The organism is Pseudomonas sp. HN11 (assembly GCF_021390155.1).
Classification (GTDB): Bacteria; Pseudomonadota; Gammaproteobacteria; order Pseudomonadales; family Pseudomonadaceae; genus Aquipseudomonas.
Genome location: NZ_CP089985.1, coordinates 3,295,632 through 3,321,608 on the forward strand (window position 1 = coordinate 3,295,632; position 25,977 = coordinate 3,321,608).

Sequence of the window (25,977 nt, forward strand, 5' to 3'; positions counted from 1 at the left end):
TCCGCTAACCGCCTTGGGTATCGATATCGGCATCGGTTTCAGGCTTGAGCTCAGGCTCAGGTTTGAAGTCTGGACTGTAGTCGTTTTCCTTGGCCTTGGGGTCTTTGGTTGGAACCGGGTCTTTTGGCGCATCGGCAGCCGTACCGGGAGCCGGTTCGCCGCCATCAATTGCCGGGTCGTTGCGACCGCTGACTTGGGGATCGTCGTGTGTGCTCATGGGTCACCTCTTCGCAGTGTCGGGAAAATGCAGGCTGCGTAAAGGTAAGGTCGCGTACGGGTCAATGAAGTTCCAATTGGTTAAGAGCCTGGATTATCGACCTGGATGTAAAACGAGTAAGCGGCGAGAAGAACCCAGAACACCATGAACAGCCACGGTGCGCGCATCGAGAACAACAACGACTTGCGGTAGCCCTTGTGGGACGACTCCATTTCCGAAAACAACGGCGACTCGTCATAGGCCATCCCCATTACTGGCTCGCTGCGCAGCAGTTCGCTTTGCTTGAAGTGCCAGTGATCGATGATGTCATACGCCGCGCGGATCCCCGGCCAGGCGTTGAGAGAACTGAGAATGCCCAGCGCCGCGAGGAAAGTCGGCACGACCACGGTGAACAGCTTGCCCCACTCCGGGTTGAGGTTGCCCATACCGGAGACAAAGGCGATGACCAGGAATGACTGCGCCGTCAGGTAGGAGTCGGTTCGGTTGGCCAGGATGGTGGTTTCGTATTGGATTTCGCGCCGGTAAAAATCCAGACGGTCCTTGGGGGAGCCGAAGATTTTGGCGCTGTGTTCGCTGTGATCGGTCAGCGCCGCTTCCGGTGTGGTGGGAGAGATGATTCTGGGCACGTCGATGCTCCATGCGGGTTCGTGTCCTGTTAGAAGAATGGGGATAGGTGAAGTTCAAGTTTGTTCGCGCACCAACTCGGAGCATGGAGTGCACCGTACTGAGCGAGCTGTTGTGGTGAACGGGCTTTGTAGTGAGCGGGCTTGCCCCGCGCTGAGCCCGCTTACCACAGCAAGCTCGCTCACTACAAAGGGATCTGGTGTTTTGGGGATTTCGGCACACGCATTGCTTTATCCATTCATCCGCCCGGACACAGGAGCATTGGTTACCCCCAGACCCAGAGCCGACCCCACAAGAAAGTAAGGACCAGGCCCATTGGCACTCTCCGCCACGGGCTCATAAAAAATGCGTTTTTGAAACGGCAGTGCCCCCCTGTTCCCCTCGGCACTGACAAGGTACTGGAATGGCTCGATCTTTCTTCGATGAAATGAATGATGCAAACGGCGCATGCCGTGCGCATTATCAGGATTTCTCCCGCTGGCTGGCGAACACGCCGCCGGAACTGCTGGCCCAGCGTCGCCGTGAAGCCGATCTGCTGTTCCACCGCGCCGGGATCACCTTCACCCTGTATGGCGACGAGCAGGACACCGAACGCCTGATCCCCTTCGACATCATCCCCCGCAGCATCCCCGCCAGTGAATGGAGTGTGATCGAGCGCGGCTGTATCCAGCGCGTCAACGCACTGAACATGTTTCTTGCCGACATCTACCACGATCAGCGCATCATCAAGGCCGGGATCATTCCGGCCGACCAGGTGCTGGGTAACGAGGGTTATCAGAAGGCCATGGTCGGCCTGGACCTGCACCGCGACCTCTATTCGCACATCTCCGGTGTGGACCTGGTGCGCGACGGCGACGGCACCTACTACGTGCTCGAAGATAACCTGCGCACTCCCAGCGGCGTAAGCTACATGCTCGAAGACCGCAAGATGATGATGCGCCTGTTTCCCGAGGTGTTCGCCAAGCAGCGCATCGCACCGGTGGACCATTACCCCAACCTGCTGCTCAAGACCCTGAAAAGTTCAAGCCGCCTGGACAATCCCAACGTGGTGGTGCTGACGCCGGGCCGCTTCAACAGCGCGTTCTTCGAGCATGCGTTCCTCGCCCGGGAAATGGGCGTTGAGTTGGTAGAAGGCGCGGACCTGTTTGTGCAGGACCTCAAGGTATTCATGCGCACCACCGACGGCCCCAAGCCGGTGGATGTCATCTACCGGCGTATCGACGACGCCTTCCTCGACCCCAAGGCCTTCAACCCCGAGTCGATGCTGGGCGTGCCCGGCCTGGTCGCCGCCTATTGCGCCGGCAATGTGGTGCTGGCCAATGCCATCGGCACCGGCGTTGCCGACGACAAGTCGATCTACCCCTACGTGCCGGAAATGATCCGTTTCTATCTGGATGAAGAGCCGGTGCTACAAAACGTACCGACCTTTCAATGCCGCAAGCCGGATGAACTGTCCCACGTACTCGCCAACCTGGCGGAACTGGTGGTCAAGGAAACCCAGGGCTCCGGCGGCTACGGCATGTTAGTCGGCCCAGCCTCTAGCGCCGCCGAAATCGAGGACTTCCGCCAACGCATCAAGGCCAGGCCCCACGCGTATATCGCCCAACCGACCCTGAGCCTTTCCACCTGCCCCACGTTTGTCGAAAACGGCATCGCGCCTCGGCATATCGACTTGCGACCGTTTGTGCTCTCGGGCAAAGAAACCCGCTTGGTGCCCGGCGGCCTCACCCGTGTGGCATTAAAGGAAGGCTCGCTGATCGTCAATTCGTCGCAAGGCGGCGGAACCAAGGACACCTGGGTGGTGGAGGGCTGAGTATGTTGAGTAGAACCGCCGCAGATCTGTATTGGATGTCCCGCTACCTGGAGCGCGCCGAGAACCTGGCGCGCATGCTCGAAGTCAGTTATTCCCTGTCGTTGATGCCCCAAGCCGGGCGCAGCGACGGCCTGGATGAACTGGCCATGTCGTTGCTCAGCAGCGGCACCCTCGACAACTACCTTGAGCGCCATAAAGAGCTGGATGCCGAACGCATGCTGCACTTCTTCGCCCTAGATGAAGAAAACCCCGCCAGCCTCTACAACTGCCTGCGCGCCGCACGCGGCAATGCCCATGCGGTACGCGGGCGCATCACTGCCGACATGTGGGAAAACCTCAACGCCACCTGGCTGGAAATGCGCAGCATCGCCGCCGGCGGCCTGGCGCGGCATGGCATCAGCCACTTCTGTGACTGGGTCAAGCAGCGTTCGCACCTGTTCCGCGGGGCGACCTCCGGGACCATCATGCGCAATGACGCCTATCGGTTTATCCGCCTGGGCACCTTCGTCGAACGCGCCGACAACACCTTGCGCCTGCTGGATGCGCGCTACGAGATGTTTGGCGAGGAATCGGAAGAAGTCAGCGACTTGTCGGCACGTGGCTATTACCAGTGGAGCGCCCTGCTCCGCGCCTTGTCGTCATTTGAGGCGTATACCGAGCTTTACCCGAACGCATTGAATGCCCGCTCCGTGTCCGAATTGCTGCTGTTGCGCAGTGATGTGCCGCGTTCGTTGCATGCCTGTATCGAGGAATTGAGCCATATCCTGGCGGACCTGCCCGGCAGTTATGGGCGCACGGCACAGCGCTTGGCCGCTGAATTCGAAGCGCGACTGAGGTATACGGGGATCGATGAGATTCTTGAGGAAGGATTGCACAGCCGTCTAACCGACTTTATCGACACTGTACGCGAGTTGGCGCGGGCGATTCACAGCTCCTACCTGGAAATGGTCTAAGTGCTTTTGGGGCACTTCTCTGTCATTTAGGGTGATTGACCCTGTTTGGATACCGCTCTTATGTTGGGCAGGTGAAATGCCTTCCCACCATAAGAACAGGTACAGAACATGTCCGAACTTACGCTCACCACCGCGGCTGCACAAACCCTGCAACGCTGGCACGCCCTGTTGGCCAATCGTGACCTCAAGGCCCTGCCCGAGCTGCTGGCGCCCGATGCAGTTTTCCGCTCGCCCATGGCCCATACGCCTTACCCCGGCGCGCCGGTGGTATCGATGATCCTCAATACGGTGATCAACGTCTTCGAAGACTTCATTTATCACCGCGAACTCGCCACCGGCGATGGCTTGAGTGTCGTGCTGGAATTCAGCGCGCGCGTGGGCGACAAGCAGCTCAAGGGTATCGACCTGATCCGCTTCAATGAACATGGGCAGATCATCGAGTTTGAAGTGATGATCCGCCCATTGAGCGGGCTGCAAGCCCTGGGTGATGAGATGGGTCGACGCCTGGCGCCTTACTTGGCCAAGGCGAAAGGTTGATTACTGGTTTTTCACCAGCACCGGCTCCGCGCTGTATTGCTCCGGGAACAGCTTTTTCAGTTGCGCCACTTTCGGCAGGTCATTGATCACGATGTAGGGGTAGGACGGGTTCTGCGTAAGAAAATCCTGATGGTAGGACTCCGCCGGGTAGAACGCCTTGCCCATCTCGATTTTCGTGACAATGGGTTTGCCGAAGGATTTGGCCTCATCCAATTGCGCGATGTAGGCCTGGGCGACTTTTTGCTGTTCGGCGTTCTGCGCAAAGATCGCCGAACGGTACTGGGTGCCGGTGTCAGGACCCTGGCGGTCGAGTTCGGTAGGGTTGTGAGCGACCGAGAAGTAGATCTGCAGCAGCTTGCCGTAGCTGACTTTGCTTGGGTCGTAGGTGACGGACACTGACTCGGCGTGGCCGGTATCGCCTTCGCTGACAGCTTCATATTGCGCGGTACTCGCCGCCCCGCCGTCATAGCCGGACACGGCGTTTTTCACCCCTTGCACATGCTGGAACACCCCCTGCACGCCCCAGAAGCAGCCACCGGCGAACACGGCGGTTTGCAGATTGCCTGAGGTCGCAGGCAGGTCCAGGGCCGGTGGCGCGATGACAACAGCATCGTCGGAGGCGCCAAAGGAGAAGGCTGAGCTTTGGCCGACGAAGGCGGCGAAGGCCAGTGCGGGCAGGTATTTGAATACATTCATTGCAGGCGCTCCGGGTTAACCAAAGGTGAAGGCATACGCCGACACATTGGGATCGAGGAATTCGATGGTGAAGGTGCGGTCTTGCACGCCACCCACTTGGCGGACCAGTTGGTACAAACGCTGTTGGGTGACAGTGCCGCTGCCATCCGGCGCCACGTCTGTGCCATGGGCATCGCCTGGGGCCTGGCCGTCGATCGTCACTTTGAAGCGCACCGGCTTGCCATCGGCGCCGGGGGCCAGCACCAGATGCAGGTCACGGGCGTGGAAACGGTAGACGATGCGCCCGCCGACCTGATCGAGGGTGACCTGCTGGTCACCGACGTTCCATTGGCCTTCCAGGGTCCAGTTGTTCAGGGCCAAGGGGCCGGATTTGACGAAGTTCTCGGCACGCTGGGCGCCCAGGTAGGTTTCCGGCGATTGCACTTCGTTCATGTCCGGCGCTTGCTGCACGCCCTTGGCGTCGGCTTCGATCAGGCCGCCTGCAACGTTCTTGACACCGGCTTCACGCAACAACTGTTGGATCACCCGTTCCGCCTCGGCGTAGTCGCCCTCGCCGAAGTGGTGATAACGGATCTGGCCCTTGGCATCGGCAAAGTAATGAGCCGGCCAGTACTGGTTGTTGAAGGCACGCCAGATCTTGTAGTTGTTGTCGATGGCCACCGGGTAGGTGATGGCCAGGTCCTTCATGGCCTTGACCACGTTATTTACGTCGCGTTCAAAGGCGAATTCCGGTGCGTGCACGCCAATCACCACCAAGCCCTGGTCGCGGTACTTTTCGGCCCAGGCTTTCACGTACGGCAATGTGCGCAGGCAGTTGATGCAGGAGTAGGTCCAGAAATCCACCAGCACCACCTTGCCCTTGAGCGCTTCGGCGGTAAGTGGCGGGCTGTTGAGCCATTGCACGGCGCCGTCCAGCGGTGGGAGTGCGCCTTCGATGGGCAAGGTGTCGCTGTGGTTGGCAGCCATCATCATCGCGCCGCCCTGCTGCACCGGCTTGGCACTCAGGCGATCCACCAGGCGTTGCTCCAGGCCACCGGTAGACGCAGTCGACAGCCGAGAGAGCACGCCGGTGTCCAGACCTAGCGCAATGGCAGCCACACCGGCCAGCATCAACGCACCCAGGCCCCGGCGCAGCCATTCACCGGCGCCAAGGGACTTTTTCATGAAGCCGAAGACTTTACCGCCGACCAGCAAGGCCAGCGCGAGGGAGGTGGCAGCACCGGCGGCGTAAGCCAGCAAGAGCAAGGTAGTGCCGATGCTGGCGCCCTGCAACGCGGCGCCGGTGAGCACCAGTCCCAGGATTGGCCCGGCGCACGGTGCCCACAGCAACCCGGTGGCCACGCCGATCAGAAACGACGCGCCCGGACGCGGTCCGGCGTCTGCCCCGGCGGCTTGCGACAGGCGACTGCCGGCGGCCACCAATGGGCGCGTCAGACGTTCCGACAGGTGCGGCAACAATAGTGTTAAGCCGAACAGCGCAACGCACAGCAACGCGAGCCAGCGACCGTATTGATTGACTTGAACCACCCAACCGCCGCCCACCGCCGCGAGCGTTGCCACCAGGGCGAATGTCGCCGCCATCCCCGCTAACAGCGGCAAGCCACTGCGCAAAAACGGCTGCCCGGTTCGAGCGAAGACAAAAGGCAGAACAGGCAGGATGCACGGGCTGACGATTGTCAGCACGCCGCCCAGGTAAGCGAGCACCAGAAGCCACATGGATTGGGACCTTATAAGAGAAAGACATCGCCTTAAGCCGCCTTGAACGTCATGGCGGCGCCGTTCATGCAGCAGCGCGGGCCGCCACCAGCCAGGAGTAATTGTCGGCGTGAGTACATGGGGCATTCCTCCATAAGCATTGACACCATCCTGAGCCCTGGCCGGTCGCGGAATCCTCACGCAGAGTTAAACAATTCGTGATAACTACACTGTTGCAAAACCCGCACAATGCGCGGACTACAAGTGAAGGTTTCTCTTACATGGATCAGCCAAAACGTGTCCTGGTAGTCGAGGACGATGCCCATATCGCCGACCTGATCTGCCTGCACCTGCGTGATGAACACTTCCAAGTGGTGCACAGCGCCGACGGCACCGAAGGCCTGCGGTTGCTTGAGCAAGGCGGTTGGGATGCGCTGATCCTCGACCTGATGCTGCCCGGCGTCGACGGCCTGGAGATTTGCCGTCGCGCCCGCGCCATGACGCGCTACACACCGATCATCATCACCAGCGCGCGCTCCAGCGAACTGCACCGCATCCTCGGCCTGGAACTGGGCGCGGACGACTACCTGGCCAAGCCTTTTTCCATGCCGGAACTGGTTGCGCGTGTGAAGGCACTGTTGCGTCGTGTGGACGCCATGGCCCGCAACCTGAAGATGGACGCCGGCAGCCTTGATCTGGGCCAATTGTTCATCAATCCGCTGACCCGCGACGCCACCCTGCAAGGCCAACGCCTGGACCTCACCCCAAGGGAATTCGACCTGCTGTATTTCTTCGCGCGCCAGCCGGGTAAAGTGTTTTCGCGCATGGACCTGCTCAATGCGGTGTGGGGCTACAGCCACGAAGGCTACGAACACACAGTGAACACCCATATCAACCGCCTGCGCGCCAAGGTGGAAACCGACCCGGCCAACCCGGCACGCATCCTCACGGTGTGGGGTCGTGGCTACAAGTTTGCCGAGAGCCCGCCATGAAGCTGACCTTGACCCAGCGTCTGTCGGTGGTGTTCGCCGTACTACTACTGATTTGCAGCGGTACCTCGGCGTGGCTGCAGGTACGCTCCAACCACATGCACGAGTTAGAAGTGGTGCAAGGCCTGTCGCGCGACCTGGCGGCGCACATTGCCCGCGACACGCAGTTGATGGACGCAGACGGCCTCAAGCCCGACGCGGTGCGTAACCTGTTCAGCCAGTTGATGCTGGTCAACCCGAGTGTCGAGGTGTACCTGCTCGACATCGAAGGCCGCGTGGTCGGTAACGCCGCGCCCAATGGGCATATGTTGCGTGATCGGGTTGACCTCGAACCCATCCGTCGCTTCCTGGCGGGGTTCATGTTGCCAATCCTTGGGGATGACCCGCGCAGCGTTGATGGTCGAAAGGTGTTCAGCGCGGCGCCACTCATGGCCGGCGGCCAGCAGACCGGCTTTCTGTATGTGGTGCTGCTCGGCGAAGCCCACGATGAGTACGACGCCAAGGATGCCACCGGCATGGCGTTGAAGATTGCGCTGTGGTCCATCGGCCTGGTCGCCCTGCTCTGCTTGATGGCGGGCCTGATTGCGTTCGCCTGGATCACCCGGCCGCTGCGCCAGCTGACCGATAAAGTTGGCCAGTTCGACATCAATGGCGCGCCCAAAGCGGCGAAAACCGCTGCACCTGAACTCACCAGCGGCGATGAAATTGCCGTGCTCGACCACGCCTTCGTGCAAATGGAAAACCGCCTTGGCGAACAATGGCGCGCCATCACCCATCAGGATCAGGAGCGCCGCGAAATGGTCGCCAATATCTCCCACGACCTGCGCACGCCATTGGCCTCGCTGCATGGTTATCTGGAAACCTTGTCGCTCAAGGATGCCAGCCTGAGCCCCGAAGAGCGCCGCCGTTACCTCGGTATCGCCCTGGACCAGAGCCGCAAAGTCGGCGGCCTCGCCCAATCACTGCTGGAGCTGGTGCGCCTGGAGCATGGTTTTGTCCAGCCGGTGATCGAAGGTTTTTCACTGTCGGACGTGGTGCAGGACATTTTCCAGAAATTCGAACTGACCGCCGAAGCACGCGGCATCACCCTCACCGCGACCCTGCCGCCGCAAGTGCCAACAGTGCTGGCGGACCTGGGCCTGATCGAACGGGTACTGACCAACCTGCTGGATAACGCCCTGCGTCATACCCCGGTGAACGGCGAAATCGAGGTGACGCTGGCGCCGGAAACCCACGCCGTCGCCGTCACGGTCAGCGACAGCGGCCCAGGCATCGACGCCGAGCTGCGCGAAGGGTTGTTCCTGCGCGCGTTTACCATCGGCGGCGCCCGTCGGGACGGTGGGCTGGGCCTGCGTATTGTGCACCGCATCCTGCAATTGCATGGGCGTAGCATCCACCTGGTGGATCAACCGGGACGAGGGGCAACCTTCACGTTCTCCCTGGAAACCCGAGCATCAGCGCGTTGACCCGTTGCCCTTGTTCATTCTGGATCCAGTGACCACAGTGGGCCAGTACGTGCTGCTCAAGCGACAGCCCACCAGCGCGGCAACAATTGACGTACCCGTGGCTCACAAAATCGGTCATCGATCAACATCACCACGCCTTGATCCTGCTGGCTGCGAATCACCCGGCCCGCCGCCTGCACCACTTTCTGGAGGCCGGGATACAGGTAGGTGTAGTCGTAACCGTCACCGAATATCGCGCCCATGCGCAGTTTCATCTGCTCATTGATCGGGTTTAGCTGGGGCAACCCGAGCGTGGCAATGAACGCGCCGATCAAACGGGCACCGGGCAAATCGATACCTTCGCCGAACGCGCCACCCAACACGGCGAATCCAATGCCCTGGCTGTGCTCGGTGAATTGGTCGAGAAAGGCCTGACGCTCAGCCTCGGCCATGCCGCGAGACTGTTGCCACAGCGTGATCTGCGGGTGCCGCTCGGCCAGCAACTGCGCCACCTGTTGCAGATAATCAAAACTTGAGAAAAAGGCCAGGTAGTTGCCAGGCTGTTGCATGTACTGGCGGGCAATCAGCTCAACGATAGGCTCCAACGAGGCGTGCCGATGGACGAAACGCGTGGAGATTGCATCGACGATGTGCACCTGCAATTGCTCGGCCTTGAACGGCGACTCCACATCGATCCACGCCGTATCAGCTGGCAGCCCCAGTAAGTCGGCATAGTAATGACGGGGGCTCAGGGTCGCGGAAAACAGCACGCTGGTGCGGGCTGCCGTCAACCGTGGGCGGATGAACTCGGCGGGCACCACATTGCGCAGGCACAGGGTCGAACTGCTGCGCTTGCCGCTGAGCTGACGCTTGCTGATGTCGAAAATGAAGTGTTCGTTGAACAGCTCGGCGACCTTGCCGAATTGCAGTACCTCGAAGTAAAAACCTTGCAGGTCGCCGCTGAGGGACTCGGGGTGATCGTTGAAGTATTCACCCATGGCGCTGGCGCACAGGCTCAGGGCCTGCAACAGTTTTTCGGGGCGGGCGGTGTAGGCCTGGTATGGCGCGAGTTGGTCCTTGTGCAGCGCGTTCCATTCACGGTTGAGGCGCTGTAAAGGTTTCCTCAAAGGCTCGGGCGCTGTATCGCGCAGGATCTTGAGGTTGTACTGGTCGAGGCTGGCGCTGTACATCGAGCGCGCACGTTCGACCAAGTTGTGCGCCTCGTCCACCAGCACTGCGGCACGCCACTGATTGAGCTGGCCCAGGCCGAACAGCATGGCGCCAAAGTCGAAATAGTAGTTGTAGTCGGCGACTACCAGGTCGGCCCAGCGCGCCATTTCCTGACTCAGGTAATACGGGCACACGTCATGAGCCAGGGCAACGTCGCGCAGTTTGCTCTGGTCGAGCAGGCGCACCTTGGATGCGGCAATGCGCGCGGCGGGCAAGCGGTCGTAGAAGCCTTTGGCCAACGGACAGGAGTCGCCGTGGCAGGCTTTGTCCAGGTACTCGCAGGCTTTGTCCCGCGCCACCAGTTCCAGCACCCGCAGAGGCAAATCGGGGGCGCTGGCATGCAGGACATGGGCGGCGTCCAGGGCGAGTTTGCGGCCGGGGGTCTTGGCGGTGAGGAAGAACAACTTGTCCAGTTGCTGGGGTGCCAGAGCCTTGAGCAACGGGAAAATCGTGCCGATGGTCTTGCCTATGCCGGTAGGCGCCTGGGCCATCAGGCAACGACCGGTGCTGACTGCCTTGTACACCGACTCAGCAAGCGAACGCTGGCCGGGACGGAAGCCGGCATGGGGAAACACCAGGGTTTGCGCGGCGCTGTTGCGTGCTTGGCGGTGCTGCATTTCCTGCTCGGCCCAGCCGAGGAACAGCGCGCATTGCTGAGTGAAAAACGGTTCCAGTTCGGTGGCTTGAAAGCGTTGGTTGAGCACCGTCTCGCCTTCACCGACGATATCGAAGTACACCAGCGCCAGGTCGATCTCTGACAGGTTGAGCTTCTGGCACATCAGCCAGCCATACACTTTGACTTGGGCCCAATGCAATTGCCGATGGTTGGCGGGCTGGGCGTCGAAGTCACCTCGATAGGTTTTCACCTCTTCCAGGCGATTGGCGTCCGGGTCATAACCATCTGCCCTGCCCCGCACCTTGAGTTGCTGGTATTCGCCCTCCAGCGCCACTTCATTCTGGTAGTGCTGACTGCGTCGTGAGGCGACGGTACGGTGGCCGGCGATGCCTTCCTGGGCGCTGGGCGACGGTGTAAAGCGCAGGTCGAGGTCACCGACCTTGGCCGTGAACTCGCACAGCGCACGCACGGCAACGCTGTAGCTCAAGCGGATTGTGCCCAGCGCACATAGCAGACCGTCACGGGCATCTGGTATTCGCCGCAGAACTCAAGCCAGCGCAATTGGTTGTCCTGCAGGCGATCGCCAGGGCCCTTGACCTCGATCATGCGGTAAGTCTTTTGCGCGGGCCAGAACTGGATCAGGTCGGGCATACCGGCGCGGTTGGCGCGGATGTCCAGCAACAGCCGTTCAAACCAGTAGCGCAAATGGTCGGCGGGCAGGCAAGCCAAAGCCTGCTCCAGCAGCTCCTCACTGAGCAGGTTCCAGAATACAAAGGGTGACTGGATCCCCCACTTTTCGCTGTAGCGCTGGCGGATCGTGGTTTTGTAGCGCTCATCCTGCAATTGCTCGAAACACGCGGCGAACAGCGACGCCCGTCGCTGATGAAAGTCTTCGCTGTGCAAGTCCGCTGGCCCACGCTGGAACGGGTGGAAAAATGCACCCGGCAGCGGCGCAAAAACCGCCTCCCAACACAGCAGCCCAAACAGCGAATTGATCAAACCGTTTTCCACGTAGTGCACCGGGCCATCGGGCTCGCTGAGGTGAGCCTGCACGCAGTACTCCACTGACATCAACGGTTGTGGTAGCGCAAGGGCCAGATCCAGGCGAGTGACTTGCCGTGGCTTGACCTTGGGCAAGGCTGGCTCGCCCAGTTTACGGCGCAGGCGTGGAACAACACGCAGCAAGTGCTGCTGTTCGGCAGCGCTTTGCGGGGCTTGTTGTGCAGCATTCGCCAGGGCCATGGCTTGCTCATAATTTTCCTGGCGCTCCAGCACGCGTATCAACCGTGAGCGGGCACCGGGGTAAGCGCAACTGCGATAAATCTGTTCCGCCAGCACCAATTCGGCAACGCGCTCGCAATATTGACCCACTTGGAACAACAACTTGGCCCGGCGTTTTTCCAGCCAGGGGTTGTCGGTGTTCAAGGATGCGACCCGGGCCAGTACGTCCTCCAGCGCTTCACCGTTTTCAAAGGCCTGCTGGCACTGATGCAGGAACAGAAAGCCGTGCACATCATCACGGCTGCGCAGGCCACGGGATTGCGCGCAGAACTCGACTTTTTCGTAGGTGTAGATGCCCAGGTCAGCCAGCACGAACTCCGACCAGTCCTGATGCAGGTTGCCGAAGAACATCAGGCGCAGACGATCACACAATTGCATCACGGTGAGGCTGTACAGCGTGTCAGCAAGCTCGGGACACCAGGTGGCAAAACTGCGGCTGTCGGTGAATTGCGCCGCCAGCTCTTCCAGCCAATCGGTTTTCTTGCCCTTGGGCTGTTCGATCCAAGGTCTGAATGTGCCGAGAATCTCGCCTTTTTGCAGCAACGCAAACAGCTCTTCAATCGCCAGCAGGCCATTGTTGTCGACCCAACCCAACACTACCAATGGCGCGGCGGCCGCGTGGGCGCAGCCGATCTCCAGGTAATTGAGCTTTCCCGCACGAAAATGTACACCCTTGCGCATCACCATCCGCACTAACAGTGCCTGGGACGCCTGCGGCAACCTGTCAAATTGCTGAATGAAATGCTGTTCGTCTGCATCGAGCAGGTCGGCATAGCGTTGCCCCAGCCAATGCAGGACCTGGCGGAAGTTATGCAGGTAATAGAGCGGGTCTTCAAGGGGATTGGCCATAGTGCGCAGGGATCAAATACTGGTTATGCATACAGATTGCCGCCGCGAATCCAAGGTTGCAAATGGTAATAGATAAATGGTGCCTGCAACTTTCTGCACAAAAGTGATCAGATGGGTGAGTCGATGACGTAACATTTGTCGCCCGCGCCTCTGGCGCGGGACTTTTCAAGGTTAAGGTAAGGGTTATGAACATGAAGAATTTGGGGCTTCCGCTGGTTGCACTCACTTTTCTGGTATTGGCCGGTTGCGCGACGCAAACCGTGGTGACACTGCAAAATGGCACCCAGTATTTGACCAAGGACAACCCGAAAACCAAGACCGCCGATGGCTTCTACGAATTCACCGACATCGCCGGCAAGCGCGTGCGCGTCAAGGCCGCCGATGTGGCCACCGTGCGCAAGGAAGACTGATTCCCGCAACCTACTCCGATCAGATGTGGTAGCGGGCTTGCTCGCGAATGCGGTGGAACAGTCACAGAGATGTTGACTGACCAATCGCATTCGCGAGCAAGCCCGCTCCTCCATGTTTAATTGCATTCCAACGCTAGCTAATGAGCATTTCGCCCGACCATCCATTCACCCCCACCAGCGTCACCGAATCCCCGCCGACACTGATCACCGTATCCCCACCGTGCTCACGGTAATCCACATTCCCCTGCACATCCTTGAACACCAGCTTGTCCGTCGATTGATAGCCAATCACCCGATCCTGCCCGAAATGCCCGCTGAACAGGAAGGTGTTGTGCCCGCTGTTATCCCGGATCGTGTCATTGCCTTTGCCACCCTCGATAAAGTCCGCGCCCTTGCCGCCCTGGATCAGGTCATTACCGTTGCTGCCGATGATGAAGGTATCGCCTTTGTGCGGCTCGGCATTGCGGTTCAGGTCCTGCACCCAGGTGTTGGCCCGCGCTGGGTCGGACAGGTTGGCGACAATCACCGTGGAATCACGGGTCATCTGCTCGTAGAAGCCTGATTCGAGCACGCGCGTCATGCCATCGCCATAACCGGTGGGCAGGTGTGAGACCCAGGTCGGCAGGTTGACTATGGAAAACGGCAGCACATTCCACAGCGTCGAGGCGTAGTGGTCGTTAAAGCTGACGATATTGTCGGTGGTCGATTCATGGGGCTTGTCGTGCACGCCCAGGGATGACGGGTTGAAAGACGAGCCGTCCAGCGCACGAAACACTGGATCGTTCTCGTAGCCGATATTCAGCACCTTGTCGCCAGCACTCTGGGTGGGCGAGGCGTAAGCCACGTAATTCGCGTCCTTGTAGAACCCGGCCCACTTATTGTTGCTCAGGTCCGCCATGCTGTTGACCGCCAAACCGCCCAGGCTGTGGCCGCTGACCACCACATCTTTGCCGCTTAGACCATGGGCACTGGCAAAGTCGGCGACGTTCTTGAGCAAACCGCCAAACGCTTCCCCGGCATAATTTTTCGCGTAATCCTTGGGCCCCAGCGCCGCCAGCAGGTCGCTGACCAAATCGCCGATGGAGTCACTTATCAAGGTTTCCCGTGGGCCCGAGGTGCCGCGAAAACCGATGCCGATCTCCAGCAACTTGCCGGCGTCATCGTATTTGCCCAGCACCTCGACCTGGGCCGTGGTGTAGCCCGCCTTTTCGCCAAAGAAGGTGCCTCGCGCGTCGACTTTGCCACTGTAACCCAAGGCGCTGGCACTGATGGGCGTCCAACCGGCCTTTTGCACCGCTTCCAGCGCGGCTTTTTCCGAATCCGGATTCCAGGGAATGCCGGGGATCACGCCCTGGGAATCCGTGCTGCCCAGCAGCGCCCCGACCAACGTAGCCGGCAAGCCCAACCCCAGGCCGTTGTGCTGGTAACCCACGGCAAAGCCGTTATCCAGGTTGTGATAGGAATACAACGTAATCGCCATGGCGTCGGCGAACACTGCTTTTGAGCCCTCGGTCCCGAGGTTTTTATAATCAAAGATACCCACGGTGCTGCCTCTCTTGTTGTTGAATGTGTCGAGAAAGCCGATCAGCAATCATCAGAACGCCCAATCCAGGCTCAACCCCACCCCATGGACCTTGTCCTTGCTGGACAGCAGACCGTTGTAGTCGAAGTTCACCCGCGCCTCCTTGCTCAACGCCAGGCTGACCCGCGCGCCGACCAACGCCGCATCGCGCACCATAGGCGCACTTTCGACGGCAAACGAAGGTCCGCCCGAAGCGAAGGCCAGGTGCTGCTTCGAGTCAGTGCTGCTGAGGTTGTGCTGCCAGCCCAGGGTGCCGGATACCTCCAGTTGCTGGCGGTCATTCACAGTGAAGGTTTTCAAGGCGCGCACACCCAGGGTACTCAGCACCAGGTCGCGGGTGTCGTCGCGACTTTCAAGCGCCGCAGCGTCGCCTTTTTCGGTAAAGCCATCGCTGTCCAAGTGCACATAGGCCAGATTGGCGAAGGGCTCCAGGGCCAACGGTTGCACATCGACGCGATAGGCCGCCTCGGTGAACACCTGGGTGCTACGTGCATCAACCTTGGCTTTCTGCTTGCCGGAGACGTCGCCGTATTGCAGGTCGCGTTTTACGTCTGCACGGTGCCAGCTGTAGGTGGCACCACCGCTCAGGCGCCAGGCACCGATCTCATGCCCGGCGTAGGCGCCGAAGTGGTAGCTGTCAACCGAAGCGCGGGAATGCGTGCCGCTGCCCATATTCAGTGAGGTGTCGCTGTAGCCCGCGACCAGGCCGATGCGTGTGGACTCGTCGAGTACACCGTCCACCCCGGCGAGCATGCCGCCGATAGAGGTGGTGTAGCCGGCTGTGTCGCTACGGCTGTCGGTCTTGCCCCACGCGCCCAAGGCCTTCACCCATACGTTGCCACGGCTGTCGACGGTCTCGCTGGTCGCCCCCATCTCTCCATTGCGCAGACGCTCGCCCACGGCTTCGCGCACGTAGCGGCTGTCATTGACCAGGGCAGTTTCCAGCGCCGGATAGATCTCCCCCGACAGTTGCTGGAAAGCCCCTTGCGCCGAAGCTGCATCCGGCGCCAGCAGCAGGCTTTCATACACGGCATTGCCCGCGCCCAACTGCTCGGCGGAAGCGGCCACGGCCCGCTGGTTGTTTGTGGCGCCCACACTGGCAAAACTGTTGGCGTTACGCGCCACGTCCAGTTGCACACCGTTGGCCGCATAGTTCAGGTTGCCGCCGAGGAACAGGTAGTTGGGCAGCACCGCGCCAAAGTTGCCGGTAATGCCGCCGGCGGCTTGCAGGATGTTGTACTGGCGCCCGATCAGGCTTTGCGCCTGTGCGCCACTGAGCAGCGTCGGGCTGTTTTCCAGCGCGAGGGTCACCGTGCCGCCGTTCAAGGTGGCCGTGCCTCCCGCCACAATGCGATCACTGTTGGTGGGCGAGAGCTCCACGGCATAGGTAGACCCAGCCTCAAACGTCACATCCCCCGCCACGTTCAAGGTGCCGATGGAGTTGCCCGGCGCTACGGTACCGCCGGCTTTCGCCAGCAGCGAACCGATGCGCCCGGAACCTCCGACCACGCCACTCTGGCTGACGGTGACGTTTGAAGTGAGCGAGCCATTGATGGCCAGCAGACCCTGGTTGACCAGCGTCGGGCCGCTGTAGGTGTTGGTGCCGGTGAGTACCAGCGTGCCGATGCCCTGCTTGGTCAGGCCGCCGTGCCCGGCGATGTCATTGCTCCACAGGTCCAGCCCGCAATGCACATCGTTGCAGATTCGCTGAGTCGGCTTGCCGGCATCGACTACCGCACCCACGCCCGGCAAATCCGCGACAAACTGCCCGCTGCCATAGGCGCCGTCGATGCGAAACTCGGCCGGAATGTCCTCGGCCGTGACGAACATCCCCGGGCCATTGATTGCCTTGCCCAGGTTGATCATGCCCCAGCCGTACAGCGAGTCGATGCCCGGTGCGCCAAGGTCGGTGGCGGTGGTCTTGAGCAGCGTCGAGATCTGGTCGCCGCTCATGTACGCAAAGCGCTCCATCAGCACGGCCGCGCTGCCGGCCACATGGGGCGCAGCCATGGACGTGCCATTGAAGTTGGCGTAGTCGGTGGTGAGGTTGTCCAGGTTGGTGCCATTGATGACAGAACTGTAGATCCTGGTGCCGGGTGCCGACACGCAGAAACTCGCCGCATAGCCGCAACGTGAAGAGAATGTACTGATCACATACGGATCGGCGCTCGCGGTGTCCGGGTTCTGCTGCAAGGCCGCGACGGACAGCCAGTTGGGCGCAATCTCCGGTACAAAGTACGCCAGCCCGGAAATCGCGTCCGGGTTGTTGCGGTTGTAGTCGTTACCGGCGGCGAAGATCGTCAGCACGCCGCTGCGGGCCGCGTCGATGGCGCCCTGGTAGGCGCCACCGGCGATGGTTCCGAGGATTGGCCGGATGTTGTTGAACTGCGCCTGCGCTTCATTGACTGTGAAATTCGCAAAAGCCGGGTCACGCCCACCCTTGGCGTACTGGTCACCGATGCCGATGCCCCAGCTGTTATTGATGATCCGCGCGCCACTGGCGACCAATGCGTCCCAGCCGGCCTTATACACCGCGCCATCGTTGCCGAGAATGATGCCGTCTTCCGGCCCTGGGTCACCGTTCTCGGCGCTGATGATTTGCGCATCGAAGGCCACGCCGTGCATCGGCCCGCCGTCGCGGTTACCTGCGGCAATACCGCCGACGTGGGTGCCATGGTTGCCGAGCTTGCCATTGGAGCCGAGGGACGGCGTGCCGTCATAACGAAACGCATCGCCGGCCTTCACCGGAATGTACGGGTCGGTATATTGGCGAATGCCCTCGGTGACAATCGTCACCACCTTGCCGGGGCTGGCGAACTCCGGATGCTGGGCGTACACCGGCTGGTCGAAGATCCCCAGCTTGACACCCTTGCCGGTGTAGCCGGCGGCATACGCGGTATCGGCATGCACGGCGCCCAGGCCCCAGTCGGCCTTGAACTCGTTGCTGCGCCAGCTGGCGGCATCGCCCAGCTTGCCGGTTTCCACATAGGGCGCGGCCTGGACGGTCCCCAGGCTTGCCAGGCAACACAGCAACGCACCGTATGGCGCGCTGCGGCTGGCCTTGAGCGGGTAACCCAAGGCGGTGTGGATGGCGGTAGTTAACCCTGACTTGCGTGTATTCACGGTGACCTTCCTTAGTTTTCTTATTGCACATGTGTAAATCGCTTCAGAACTGCCAGTTGAGGCTCAGCCCCACCCCCTGGGTTTTCTCACGGCCACCCCATTGGCCGCTGTAATCAAGATTGACCCGTGTGGCCGGGCTCAGCGCAAGGCTGGCCTGCACACCCACCAACGCGGCATCGCGCAGCAACGGCGAACTGCGCACGGCAAATGACGGCCCGCCTGCGACAAACACCAAATGTTCTTCGGATTCGACGGCAGTGAGGCTGTGCTGCCACCCTAACGAACCGGAAAGCTGCAATTGCTGATGGTCATTGAGAGCAACGGTTTTCAGGGCCCGCATGCCGAGCGTGCTGAGCACGGCGTCGCGCCGATCGCTGCCACGCTCCAAGGCCGCGGCAGCGCCTTTTTCATGAAACGCGTCACTGTCCAGGTGCACATAGGCCAGGTTGGCGAACGGCTCCAGTGCCAAGGATTGCAGGTTTATCCGGTAGGCTGCTTCGGTGAAGAGTTGCGCCGTGCGCGCATCCAGTTTGGTGCTCTGTTTACCGCTGACAGCGCCGTATTGCAGGTCACGCTTCACGTCACCGCGATGCCAGCTGTAGGCGCCACCGCCACTGACGCGCCAATCGCCCAGCTCGCGCCCGACATACGCACCGAAGTGATAACTGTCGATGGACGCCGAGGAATGCGTGCCGCTGCCCATGCTCAATGAGCTGTCGCTGTAACCGGCGACCAGGCCCACACGCGTTTGCTCGTCCAGCGCGCCATCGACCCCGCCCAGCAGGCCACCGAGGTAGGTGGTGAAACCCGCCGTCTCACTGCGGCTGTCACGCTTGCCCCAGGCGCCGAGTGCCTTGAGCCACAGGTTGCTTTCAGCGGCGACCGGCACATGGCGCAAACGCTCGCCCACGGCGTCGCGCAGTTGTAGGCTGTCGTTGATCAGCAGGGTGCCGATCGCCGGGTAGATTTCACCGGACAGTTGCTGCAAGCCTTGTTGCGCGACCGCGATGGAGTCCGACTGCAGCAGGCTTTCGTACACGGGGTTGCCCGCGCCCAATTGCTCGGCGGCAGCGGCTACGTTGCGCTGATTACGGGTCGCCGCCACGCTGGCGAAGGTGGCGTCATTGCGGACCACGTCCAACTGCACGCCGTCGGTGGCGTAACCCAGGGTGCCACCGAGGAACAGATAGTCGGGCAACACTTGGCCAAATTGGCCCTGGATCCCCCCCGCCGCCTGGAGGATGGTGTACTGGCGGCCAATCAGAGTTTGCGCCTGCGCGCCGCTGAGCAGGGTCGGGCTGTTCTCCAGGGCCAGGGTGACGTTGCCGCCGCCCAGGATTGCCCTGCCGCCGGCGACGATACGGTCGCTGCGGGTGGGCGTGAGTTCCACCGCATACGTCGAACCTGCCCCCAGGTTCACGTCACCCGCCACCTGCAATGTGCCCACGGAGTTGCCCGGTGCCACGCGCCCCCCATGGTTGACCGACAGCGCGGCAATCCGGCCGGAGCCGCCCAGTGTGCCGCTGTCGTTGACCGTCACCGCAGACGTCAGCGAGCCATTGACCGTCAGCAGCCCGCCGTTGACGGTGGTCGCACCGCGATAGGTGCTGTCGCCGCTGAGTACCAGCGTCCCCGCGCCGGACTTGATCAGGCTGCCTTCATAAATCCGCGTCGCTGCTGCGTGATCGCGCGCTGTACCGATGGCGTAGTCCGTTTGGTCCTGCTGGCTGGCGCCGGCACCCACGCCGTTTTGCCAGCCCTTGTCGATCAGCGTCTGCTGCCACGCACTGTGCTCGGCAGCGTCTTCCGTCTGGCGCTGCAGCAGGGCCTGATCGGAGATGCCGTTGCTCCATGCATCGCCCTGCCCGGCCGCGAGGCTCACGTTCATCGGCCCGAGTAACTGCCCCGGCCCGTGCATCGCCCGGCCCAGGTCCGGCACGCCCCAACCCACGGTGGTGTTGGGCGCCTGGGTGATCGAACCATCGAGCTGCGTGGCGGTGGTCAGCAACACCTGCAACGCCTGCTCGTTGGTCATATAGGGGTAGCGTTCCATCACCAGAGCCAGCGCGCCGGTAGCATGGGGCGCCGACATCGAAGTGCCGGATTTGACGCCATAACCGCCGTCGGGGATGGTGCTGTTGATCAATGCGCCGGGGGTGGAAATGCACCAGTATTTGGCAATGCCGCACCTGTTATATTTCTGGTTGTTGGCCTTGTCCAGGCCCGACACCGCGAGCCAGTGCCCTTCCAGTTCCGGCTGGAAATACGGCAACGCCGAGCGCACGCTGGCATTCGCGTAACCACTGTTGCCGGCGCTGAAGACGTTGATGACACCGGCCTTGGCCACGTCAGCCGCCGCATCCAGCCACGTGCCCTGGTTGTAGTGCTGGGCGTAGGCCGCATGCAGGTCGCCGAGGGTGCTGTAACTGACATCCTTGGGCTGGCTGCCCCAGCTGTTGTTGATCGCCCTCACACCGGAATCCACCAAGGCGCTGTACACCGCCTTGAAGTATTTGGGATCGGGCGTCGGGCCAAACAGGAAGCTGTCGTTGGCGTTGGTATTGCCTACGTAGAGTTGCGCGTTGTATGCCACGCCATGCATGCCTACACCATCGCGGGCTGCGCCCATCGTGCCGGTGACATGAGTGCCGTGGGCGTCATTATTGGGGTTGAGCGCACCGGTGGTGCTGAAGGCGCTGCCATCCACGTAACTGCCGCTGGCGGTGACGGCGTGATAGCGGTCTTTGGAGGCTTCCGGGTGGTTGGGGTCGAAGCCCGAGTCCAGCGCGCCGATCTTCACCCCGCTGCCGGTTATACCGGCGGCGTAGGCTTCATCCGCTTTCATGCGTCCCAACCCCCAGTCACTCTGGAACTCGGTGGAGCGCCAACTGGCGGCGTTCCCTGGCTGGCCGCTCTCGGTGTAGGCCGCCTGCGCCGCAACGGACAACAGCAACAATGAACCGGCGGTAAACGGTTTGAAACGCGGTGAATCGGTAATCATCGAAACCATCCTTATTGTTGTTATGCAGGCTTATTTCATCGGGCCGAACGCCTCATCGACCTTCGCCAGGTCGGTGTCTCGCAGGTTGCCGGCGTAGTAATGCAACTTGGTCCAGGCCATCAGGTAGTCGTAGCGCGCCTGTGCCAGGTCGCGGCGAGTGCTGTAGAGCTGCTGCTCGGCGTTCAGCGCATCAAGGTTGACCCGCTCGCCGCCGAGGATGCTTTGCTGGGTCGACACCACCAGCGCTTCGGCCGACACCAGCGCCTTCTGATACGCACGCAATTTGCTCACCCCCGACAGGCAGGCGCTGAACTGCCGACGCAGTTCGATCAGGGTTTCACGCGTCTTGCCCTCCAATTCGTACTCAGCCTGCTCCATGGCGCGGCTGGCCTGACGTGTGGACGCGGAGATACCGCCACCGGCATACAGCGGCAGGCTGACTTCGACGCCAATGGTGTTGGTGTCATAGCGCTGGTTGTAGGTGTTGCCGCTGTCGGACTCCTGCTGGCGCGAGCTGGCATAGGCCGTGACCTTGGGCAGATGCCCGGCGCGGTTGCGCTCCACTTCATAACGCGCCACCTCCAGGGCCTGGCGCTGGGAGGCCAGCGTGGGGTTATTGCTGATCGCCAGTTCATGCCAGGTGTCATAGTTGGCCGGCGTCAGGGTAAACGCGGCAAAGCCCTGGTTCAGCGGGGCCAGGTCATGAATATTGACGCTCTGTACGCCGATCAAGGCGCCCAGTTCCCGCAAGGACGCATCCTGTTCGTCCAAGGCTTGGATCTCTTCGGCGGTGGCTAATTCGTAGCGTGATTCGGCTTCCAGAATGTCCGTGCGGGTGCCCTCGCCTTGCTGGAACAAATGCTGGTTTTGCTGGAATTGCTGTTCGAACGCCTTCTTCTTGGCACGGGCGATGTCGATCTGGTCCTGGGCGAACAAGGCCTGGGTGTAGTACGTCAGCACCCGCACCAACAGCGCCTGGCTCTTGTCGCGAAAACTCTCATCGGCAAACAGCGCTTGGGCCACGCCCTTGCGGTAATTGGCATAGGCCTCGTAGTCGAACAGCGGCTGCTGCAGGCTGAAGGTGGAGCCGTAGCTGTTGTAGTTGCGGTCGTCGTGGTAATTGCCGCCACGCCCGTCCGGCAAGGTGGCCTGGGAGTTGTTACGCCCCTTGTTGTAGTTGTACGAGAGCCTCGGTAACAGACCTGCGCGGCCAATGGCACGGTTTTCCAGGCCGGCGTCGCGCTCCTTGATGGCGCCGAGGAACACTGGATCGTTACGCAAGGCCTGCTCGTAGACATCGAACGGGCCCATGGCGGCCTGGGCACTCGCGCTGGTCAACAGCAAGGCGATAAACATGTGCTTCATGCTCATTCCTCGGTCAACGCGGAGCCGGAGCGGTCGAGCAGCGGCTTGAACAGGTAATTGAGCAACGAACGCTCGCCGGTGCGCACGAACATCTCGGCGGGCATGCCGGGCTTGATCACCAGCCCGTGGAGTTTTTCCAGGGCCGCGTCGCTGACCGTGGTGCGCAGTACGTAATAGGGCGCGCCGGTTTTTTCATCGAGCATCTGGTCGGCCGATATCAGGCTGACCTCCCCCGGCACCCGCGGTGTTCGGCTCTGGTTGAACGCGGTGAACAGGATATCGACCGGCAGGTGCGTGCCGACCTTGTCGACCAAATGCACCGGCAAATGCCCTTCCACCTCCAGGCGTGTGTCCTGGGGCACGATCTCCAGCAAGGTCTCACCGGCTCGCACTACGGCGCCTTCGGTGTGCACACTGAGATTGACCGCGATGCCATCCGCCGGGGCGTTGATTTCGCTGTGCTGCAGGTCGAACCCCGCCGAGGTGAGTTGCTGCTCCAGGGTCAGGCTGCGCAGTTGCGCATCGGCCAACTGGCTGCGCACTTCCTTCTGGTATTCCTCGCTGTGCTGTTGCAATTTCAGGCGCGATTCGAGGATGCCCTGCTCCACCCGGCCACTTTCGCCGGTGTTCTGCGCCAGGTCCTGTTGCACCTGGGATAACTGCCGCTGGTAGTCCATCAGCCGGTTGCGCGGGATGTAGCCGTTGTCCGCCAAGGGCTGCAGATTGCTCAGTTGGTCACGCAGGGATTGCGCCTGGGCAGTCAGGTCGCTGCGGGCACGACGCATGCCCCCCAACTGCGCCGTGGCGCCTTCGATGTTGGCGCGGATACCGGCCTGTTCGCGGGCAAAGGCTTCGCGACGGCTGCTGAACAACTGGCGCTGACCTTCCAGCACCAACGCCAGGGCGGGGTCGGGATTGGCGCTCAGTTCAGCGGGAAAGCTGATGCTGGTGTGGTTATCCCGCTCGCTCTGCCAGCGCGCCACGCTGGCCCAGGCCATGCGGTACTGGGCTTGCAGGGACTGCACGTCGGCCTGATGCTGGGTCTGATCGAGACGAAACAGCGGCTGGCCTTGCTTAACCCGTTCGCCCTCCTTCACCAAAATCCGGCTGACCACGCCGGGGCTCAGGGTTTGCACCGCCTTGCGCTTACCCGATACCACTACGGTGCCCTGCACCGCAATCCCCTGGTCCAGCGGCGCCAGGCTGGCCCACAGAAAGAAGCCACCGGCGCCAACCACCGTCAGCAACCAGCCCATGCGGGCGAAAAACTTGGCGTCGCGCTCTTTGAAGCCTGGTTCAAACGTGATGCTGCTCATGCGCCTGGATTCCTTCCGGCCTGGTACTGACGACTGAAACTCACGCCCGGTTTCTCTTTAGGCGGCTCCTGCTGGCCGGACAACGCCCGCAGCACCTCCTGACTCGGCCCGAACGCCTGCAAATGCCCTTCGCTGAGCACCAGCAACTTGTCGGCCTGGGCCAGCGCTGAAGACCGATGGGTCACCAGCACCACGCTGCTGCCCTGGGCTTTCATCTGCACAATGGCGCTGGCCAAGGCCGCTTCGCCGACGGTGTCGAGGTTGGAATTGGGCTCATCCAGCACGATCAGGCGTGGCCCGCCATACAGCGCGCGTGCCAACGCCACCCGCTGTTTCTGTCCGCCGGACAGGCCGCCGCCGTTGTCGCCCAGCACCGTGTCGTAGCCCTGGGGCAAGCGCAGGATCAGTTCATGCACACCGGCCTGCTGCGCGGCACGCACCACGGATTCGGGATCAGCCTGGCGAAAACGCGCGATGTTGTCGGCAATGCTGCCGCTGAACAGTTCGATGTCCTGGGGCAGATAGCCGATGTGGGGACCGAGGTCGTCGCGGTCCCAGCGATGAATGTCCGCGCCATCCAGGCGCACCGTTCCGGCCAGCGTCGGCCATACGCCCACCAGCACACGGGCCAGGGTGGATTTGCCGGAGCCCGAGGCACCAAGAACCCCGAGCACTTCACCCGCGCCGAGATTGAAACTGACTTGATGCAAGGTCGCCATCCGCCGCCCGGGCGGGCCTGCACTGACCTGTTCGAAGCTGACCTGGCCCTTGGGCGCCGGCAGTTTCATCTGCTCGACTTCCGGCGCAAACTCGCGCAACAGATCGTCCAGCCGCTGGTAGGCCAACTTGGCCGAGCTCCATTGCTTCCACACCGCAATCAACTGGTCGATAGGGCTGAGCACCCGCCCCATCAGAATGGAACCGGCAATCATCATCCCGGCGGTCATCTCGCCCCGGATCACCAGCAACGCCCCCAGGCCCAGCACCAATGATTGCAGGCACAGGCGCAGGGACTTGCTCAGGGCGGTCACCACCGAACCGGTATCACTGGCCTGGTTTTGCAGGCCGAGAAACTGCGAATGCACCGCAAACCAGCGCTGGCGCAGCGCACCGAGCATCCCCATGGCCTGGATCGTCTCGGCATTGTGCAAGTGGCTGGTGGCCAATTGCGTGGATTGCTGGGAATAACCACTGGCCTCGCCCAGCGGCTTTTTGGTCAGGTATTCATTCAGGCAGGCGAGTCCGATCAACAACACCGCGCCCGCCGTGGCCAACACTCCGAGCCACACGTTGAACAGGAAAATCACAAACAGGTAGATGGGAAACCACGGCGCATCGAAAAACGCGAACAGCGCCGGGCCGGTGATGAATTGGCGGATATGGGTCAAATCGCCCAGGGATTGCCCGGCATGTCCCTGCCCGCGTTGCAGGTTGCGTTCAAACGCGGCCTTGTACACGCGCAGGTTGAAACGCCGCTCCAACTGGCTGCCGATACGAATCACGATAAAACTGCGGATCACCTCGAGCGTGCCGATGAAAGCGAAGAAGCCTACGACCATCAGCGTCAACATCACCAGAGTGGTTTCATTCTGGGAGGACAGCACGCGGTCATACACTTGCAGCATGTAAATCGACGGCACCAGCATCAGCAGGTTAATCAATGCAGTGAAACAGCCCACACTGATCAAAATACGTTTGTATTCACCCAGCGCCTTGAATAACGGCGCGACGGCATGGGACTTCGCCATGTTTTCTGATCTTCCCTGAAACAAATTACGCGCACTAGCTGTCCCATCCCCGAATAACGGCGCGGTTAACTAATACATTCAAGTTATAGGCTTATAACGGCAACTAAGGTGTGCGTTTCAATACAACTTCAAGGCCGGTGGGCGTACGCCCCTTGTATTCACCTTCTTTCTGCCGATTGAGGTGAGTAATACCGCTGCCTTCGGCGTTCATCAACCAGATGCCATCCGGTGTTGGGGTCCAGCTCAGGGGTTTATCACCCAGCCATTGCGCCACACAGGCCACATCACCAGCCAGGGCATTCGCCGACTCCAGCAGGTCCAATGCGCACACTTGGTCCTGTTGACGCAATTGCCAGTGGCCGGCCAATTGGGCACTGGTGGGTAATACAAGACTGCTCGCCATTACGTGGGCTCCTGCCGACACGAACATCACCTGCAACACGCCGGTGATCACTTTGAAAAAACACTGCATCTTCACGCTCCATCG

19 protein-coding genes and 1 pseudogene are annotated in these 25,977 nt (G+C 61.2%); 6 read left to right on the forward strand and 14 right to left on the reverse strand.

Features of this window, described 5'->3' with window-relative positions; genetic code table 11:
* Positions 1 to 4: 4 nt before the first annotated feature.
* Both LVW35_RS14995 and LVW35_RS15000 read right to left on the reverse strand, forming a co-directional pair.
* A complete protein-coding gene (locus tag LVW35_RS14995) occupies positions 5 to 217 on the reverse strand; it encodes a hypothetical protein (RefSeq protein WP_233890872.1) in 213 nt (70 codons plus the stop codon).
* 80 nt (positions 218 to 297) lie between these two features.
* The gene (locus tag LVW35_RS15000) at positions 298 to 843 is read right to left on the reverse strand and encodes a hypothetical protein (protein ID WP_233890873.1); all 546 of its coding nucleotides are present in this window, start codon (positions 841 to 843) and stop codon (positions 298 to 300) included.
* Between the two features lie 401 nt (positions 844 to 1,244).
* Between LVW35_RS15000 and LVW35_RS15005 the strand changes: the two genes are divergently transcribed.
* The 3 genes from LVW35_RS15005 (at position 1,245) to LVW35_RS15015 (ending at position 4,144) form a co-directional block, all read left to right on the forward strand.
* Positions 1,245 to 2,654 (forward strand): circularly permuted type 2 ATP-grasp protein, encoded by a 1,410-nt coding sequence (locus tag LVW35_RS15005; protein WP_233890874.1) that lies wholly within the window; start codon positions 1,245 to 1,247, stop codon positions 2,652 to 2,654.
* A 2-nt stretch (positions 2,655 to 2,656) separates the two neighbouring features.
* Positions 2,657 to 3,607 (forward strand): alpha-E domain-containing protein, encoded by a 951-nt coding sequence (locus tag LVW35_RS15010; RefSeq protein WP_233890875.1) that lies wholly within the window; start codon positions 2,657 to 2,659, stop codon positions 3,605 to 3,607.
* Between the two features lie 108 nt (positions 3,608 to 3,715).
* Positions 3,716 to 4,144 carry a nuclear transport factor 2 family protein gene (locus LVW35_RS15015; protein ID WP_233890876.1) on the forward strand — a complete coding sequence of 143 codons (429 nt, stop codon included), beginning with the start codon at positions 3,716 to 3,718 and terminating at the stop codon, positions 4,142 to 4,144.
* Here LVW35_RS15015 and msrA read toward each other — a convergent pair whose 3' ends face one another.
* Together msrA and LVW35_RS15025 are read right to left on the reverse strand one after the other, a co-directional pair.
* The gene (gene msrA / locus LVW35_RS15020) at positions 4,145 to 4,840 is read right to left on the reverse strand and encodes a peptide-methionine (S)-S-oxide reductase MsrA (RefSeq protein WP_233890877.1); all 696 of its coding nucleotides are present in this window, start codon (positions 4,838 to 4,840) and stop codon (positions 4,145 to 4,147) included.
* 15 nt (positions 4,841 to 4,855) lie between these two features.
* Positions 4,856 to 6,556, reverse strand: coding sequence for a cytochrome c biogenesis protein DipZ (locus tag LVW35_RS15025; RefSeq protein ID WP_233890878.1), 1,701 nt, complete (start codon positions 6,554 to 6,556; stop codon positions 4,856 to 4,858).
* Between the two features lie 260 nt (positions 6,557 to 6,816).
* Between LVW35_RS15025 and LVW35_RS15030 the strand changes: the two genes are divergently transcribed.
* Positions 6,817 to 7,527, forward strand: coding sequence for a response regulator transcription factor (locus LVW35_RS15030; RefSeq protein WP_233890879.1), 711 nt, complete (start codon positions 6,817 to 6,819; stop codon positions 7,525 to 7,527).
* The gene (locus LVW35_RS15035) at positions 7,524 to 8,990 is read left to right on the forward strand and encodes a sensor histidine kinase (RefSeq protein WP_233890880.1); all 1,467 of its coding nucleotides are present in this window, start codon (positions 7,524 to 7,526) and stop codon (positions 8,988 to 8,990) included. The genes LVW35_RS15030 and LVW35_RS15035 overlap by 4 nt, the downstream gene beginning before the upstream one ends.
* Here the strand turns inward: LVW35_RS15035 and LVW35_RS15040 are convergent.
* The 3 genes and pseudogenes from LVW35_RS15040 to LVW35_RS15050 all read right to left on the reverse strand — a co-directional run.
* Positions 8,953 to 9,051, reverse strand: a pseudogene (locus LVW35_RS15040) (alpha/beta fold hydrolase); the annotation flags it as partial. The gene LVW35_RS15035 and the pseudogene LVW35_RS15040 overlap by 38 nt on opposite strands.
* Positions 9,047 to 11,302 carry an ATP-dependent DNA helicase gene (locus LVW35_RS15045; RefSeq protein ID WP_233890881.1) on the reverse strand — a complete coding sequence of 752 codons (2,256 nt, stop codon included), beginning with the start codon at positions 11,300 to 11,302 and terminating at the stop codon, positions 9,047 to 9,049. The gene LVW35_RS15045 and the pseudogene LVW35_RS15040, both read right to left, overlap by 5 nt.
* On the reverse strand, positions 11,299 to 12,945 hold the full coding sequence (locus LVW35_RS15050; RefSeq protein WP_233890882.1) for a VRR-NUC domain-containing protein: 1,647 nt from the start codon (positions 12,943 to 12,945) through the stop codon (positions 11,299 to 11,301). The genes LVW35_RS15045 and LVW35_RS15050 overlap by 4 nt, the downstream gene beginning before the upstream one ends.
* A gap of 185 nt (positions 12,946 to 13,130) precedes the next feature.
* On the opposite strand from LVW35_RS15050, the gene LVW35_RS15055 reads away from it, so the two are divergent.
* A complete protein-coding gene (locus LVW35_RS15055) occupies positions 13,131 to 13,355 on the forward strand; it encodes a YgdI/YgdR family lipoprotein (protein WP_233890883.1) in 225 nt (74 codons plus the stop codon).
* Between the two features lie 133 nt (positions 13,356 to 13,488).
* Here the strand turns inward: LVW35_RS15055 and LVW35_RS15060 are convergent, their stop codons facing one another.
* The 7 genes from LVW35_RS15060 to LVW35_RS15090 form a co-directional block, all read right to left on the reverse strand.
* On the reverse strand, positions 13,489 to 14,898 hold the full coding sequence (locus LVW35_RS15060) for a polyurethane esterase (protein WP_233890884.1): 1,410 nt from the start codon (positions 14,896 to 14,898) through the stop codon (positions 13,489 to 13,491).
* A gap of 51 nt (positions 14,899 to 14,949) precedes the next feature.
* Positions 14,950 to 18,060 (reverse strand): autotransporter serine protease, encoded by a 3,111-nt coding sequence (locus LVW35_RS15065; protein ID WP_233890885.1) that lies wholly within the window; start codon positions 18,058 to 18,060, stop codon positions 14,950 to 14,952.
* Positions 18,061 to 18,103: 43 nt separating this feature from the next.
* Positions 18,104 to 21,061 carry an autotransporter serine peptidase EprS gene (gene eprS / locus LVW35_RS15070; RefSeq protein WP_233890886.1) on the reverse strand — a complete coding sequence of 986 codons (2,958 nt, stop codon included), beginning with the start codon at positions 21,059 to 21,061 and terminating at the stop codon, positions 18,104 to 18,106.
* 30 nt (positions 21,062 to 21,091) lie between these two features.
* A complete protein-coding gene (locus LVW35_RS15075) occupies positions 21,092 to 22,426 on the reverse strand; it encodes a TolC family outer membrane protein (RefSeq protein ID WP_021493178.1) in 1,335 nt (444 codons plus the stop codon).
* Between the two features lie 2 nt (positions 22,427 to 22,428).
* A complete protein-coding gene (locus LVW35_RS15080) occupies positions 22,429 to 23,742 on the reverse strand; it encodes an HlyD family type I secretion periplasmic adaptor subunit (RefSeq protein ID WP_233890887.1) in 1,314 nt (437 codons plus the stop codon).
* Positions 23,739 to 25,490 (reverse strand): type I secretion system permease/ATPase, encoded by a 1,752-nt coding sequence (locus LVW35_RS15085; RefSeq protein ID WP_233890888.1) that lies wholly within the window; start codon positions 25,488 to 25,490, stop codon positions 23,739 to 23,741. Before LVW35_RS15085 ends, LVW35_RS15080 begins: the two co-directional genes overlap by 4 nt.
* Positions 25,491 to 25,593: 103 nt before the next feature.
* On the reverse strand, positions 25,594 to 25,962 hold the full coding sequence (locus LVW35_RS15090; RefSeq protein ID WP_233890889.1) for a protease inhibitor Inh/omp19 family protein: 369 nt from the start codon (positions 25,960 to 25,962) through the stop codon (positions 25,594 to 25,596).
* Positions 25,963 to 25,977: the final 15 nt, after the last annotated feature.

Bases quoted from the DNA above. Each gene is read 5' to 3' on its own strand.
- LVW35_RS14995 (WP_233890872.1), bottom strand. From the start codon at position 217: ATGAGCACACACGACGATCCCCAAGTCAGCGGTCGCAACGACCCGGCA.
- LVW35_RS15005 (WP_233890874.1), top strand. From the start codon at position 1,245: ATGGCTCGATCTTTCTTCGATGAAATGAATGATGCAAACGGCGCATGC.
- LVW35_RS15010 (WP_233890875.1), top strand. From the start codon at position 2,657: ATGTTGAGTAGAACCGCCGCAGATCTGTATTGGATGTCCCGCTACCTG.
- LVW35_RS15015 (WP_233890876.1), top strand. From the start codon at position 3,716: ATGTCCGAACTTACGCTCACCACCGCGGCTGCACAAACCCTGCAACGC.
- msrA (WP_233890877.1), bottom strand. From the start codon at position 4,840: ATGAATGTATTCAAATACCTGCCCGCACTGGCCTTCGCCGCCTTCGTC.
- LVW35_RS15025 (WP_233890878.1), bottom strand. From the start codon at position 6,556: ATGTGGCTTCTGGTGCTCGCTTACCTGGGCGGCGTGCTGACAATCGTC.
- LVW35_RS15030 (WP_233890879.1), top strand. From the start codon at position 6,817: ATGGATCAGCCAAAACGTGTCCTGGTAGTCGAGGACGATGCCCATATC.
- LVW35_RS15035 (WP_233890880.1), top strand. From the start codon at position 7,524: ATGAAGCTGACCTTGACCCAGCGTCTGTCGGTGGTGTTCGCCGTACTA.
- LVW35_RS15050 (WP_233890882.1), bottom strand. From the start codon at position 12,945: ATGGCCAATCCCCTTGAAGACCCGCTCTATTACCTGCATAACTTCCGC.
- LVW35_RS15055 (WP_233890883.1), top strand. From the start codon at position 13,131: ATGAACATGAAGAATTTGGGGCTTCCGCTGGTTGCACTCACTTTTCTG.
- eprS (WP_233890886.1), bottom strand. From the start codon at position 21,061: ATGATTACCGATTCACCGCGTTTCAAACCGTTTACCGCCGGTTCATTG.
- LVW35_RS15075 (WP_021493178.1), bottom strand. From the start codon at position 22,426: ATGAAGCACATGTTTATCGCCTTGCTGTTGACCAGCGCGAGTGCCCAG.
- LVW35_RS15080 (WP_233890887.1), bottom strand. From the start codon at position 23,742: ATGAGCAGCATCACGTTTGAACCAGGCTTCAAAGAGCGCGACGCCAAG.
- LVW35_RS15085 (WP_233890888.1), bottom strand. From the start codon at position 25,490: ATGGCGAAGTCCCATGCCGTCGCGCCGTTATTCAAGGCGCTGGGTGAA.
- LVW35_RS15090 (WP_233890889.1), bottom strand. From the start codon at position 25,962: ATGCAGTGTTTTTTCAAAGTGATCACCGGCGTGTTGCAGGTGATGTTC.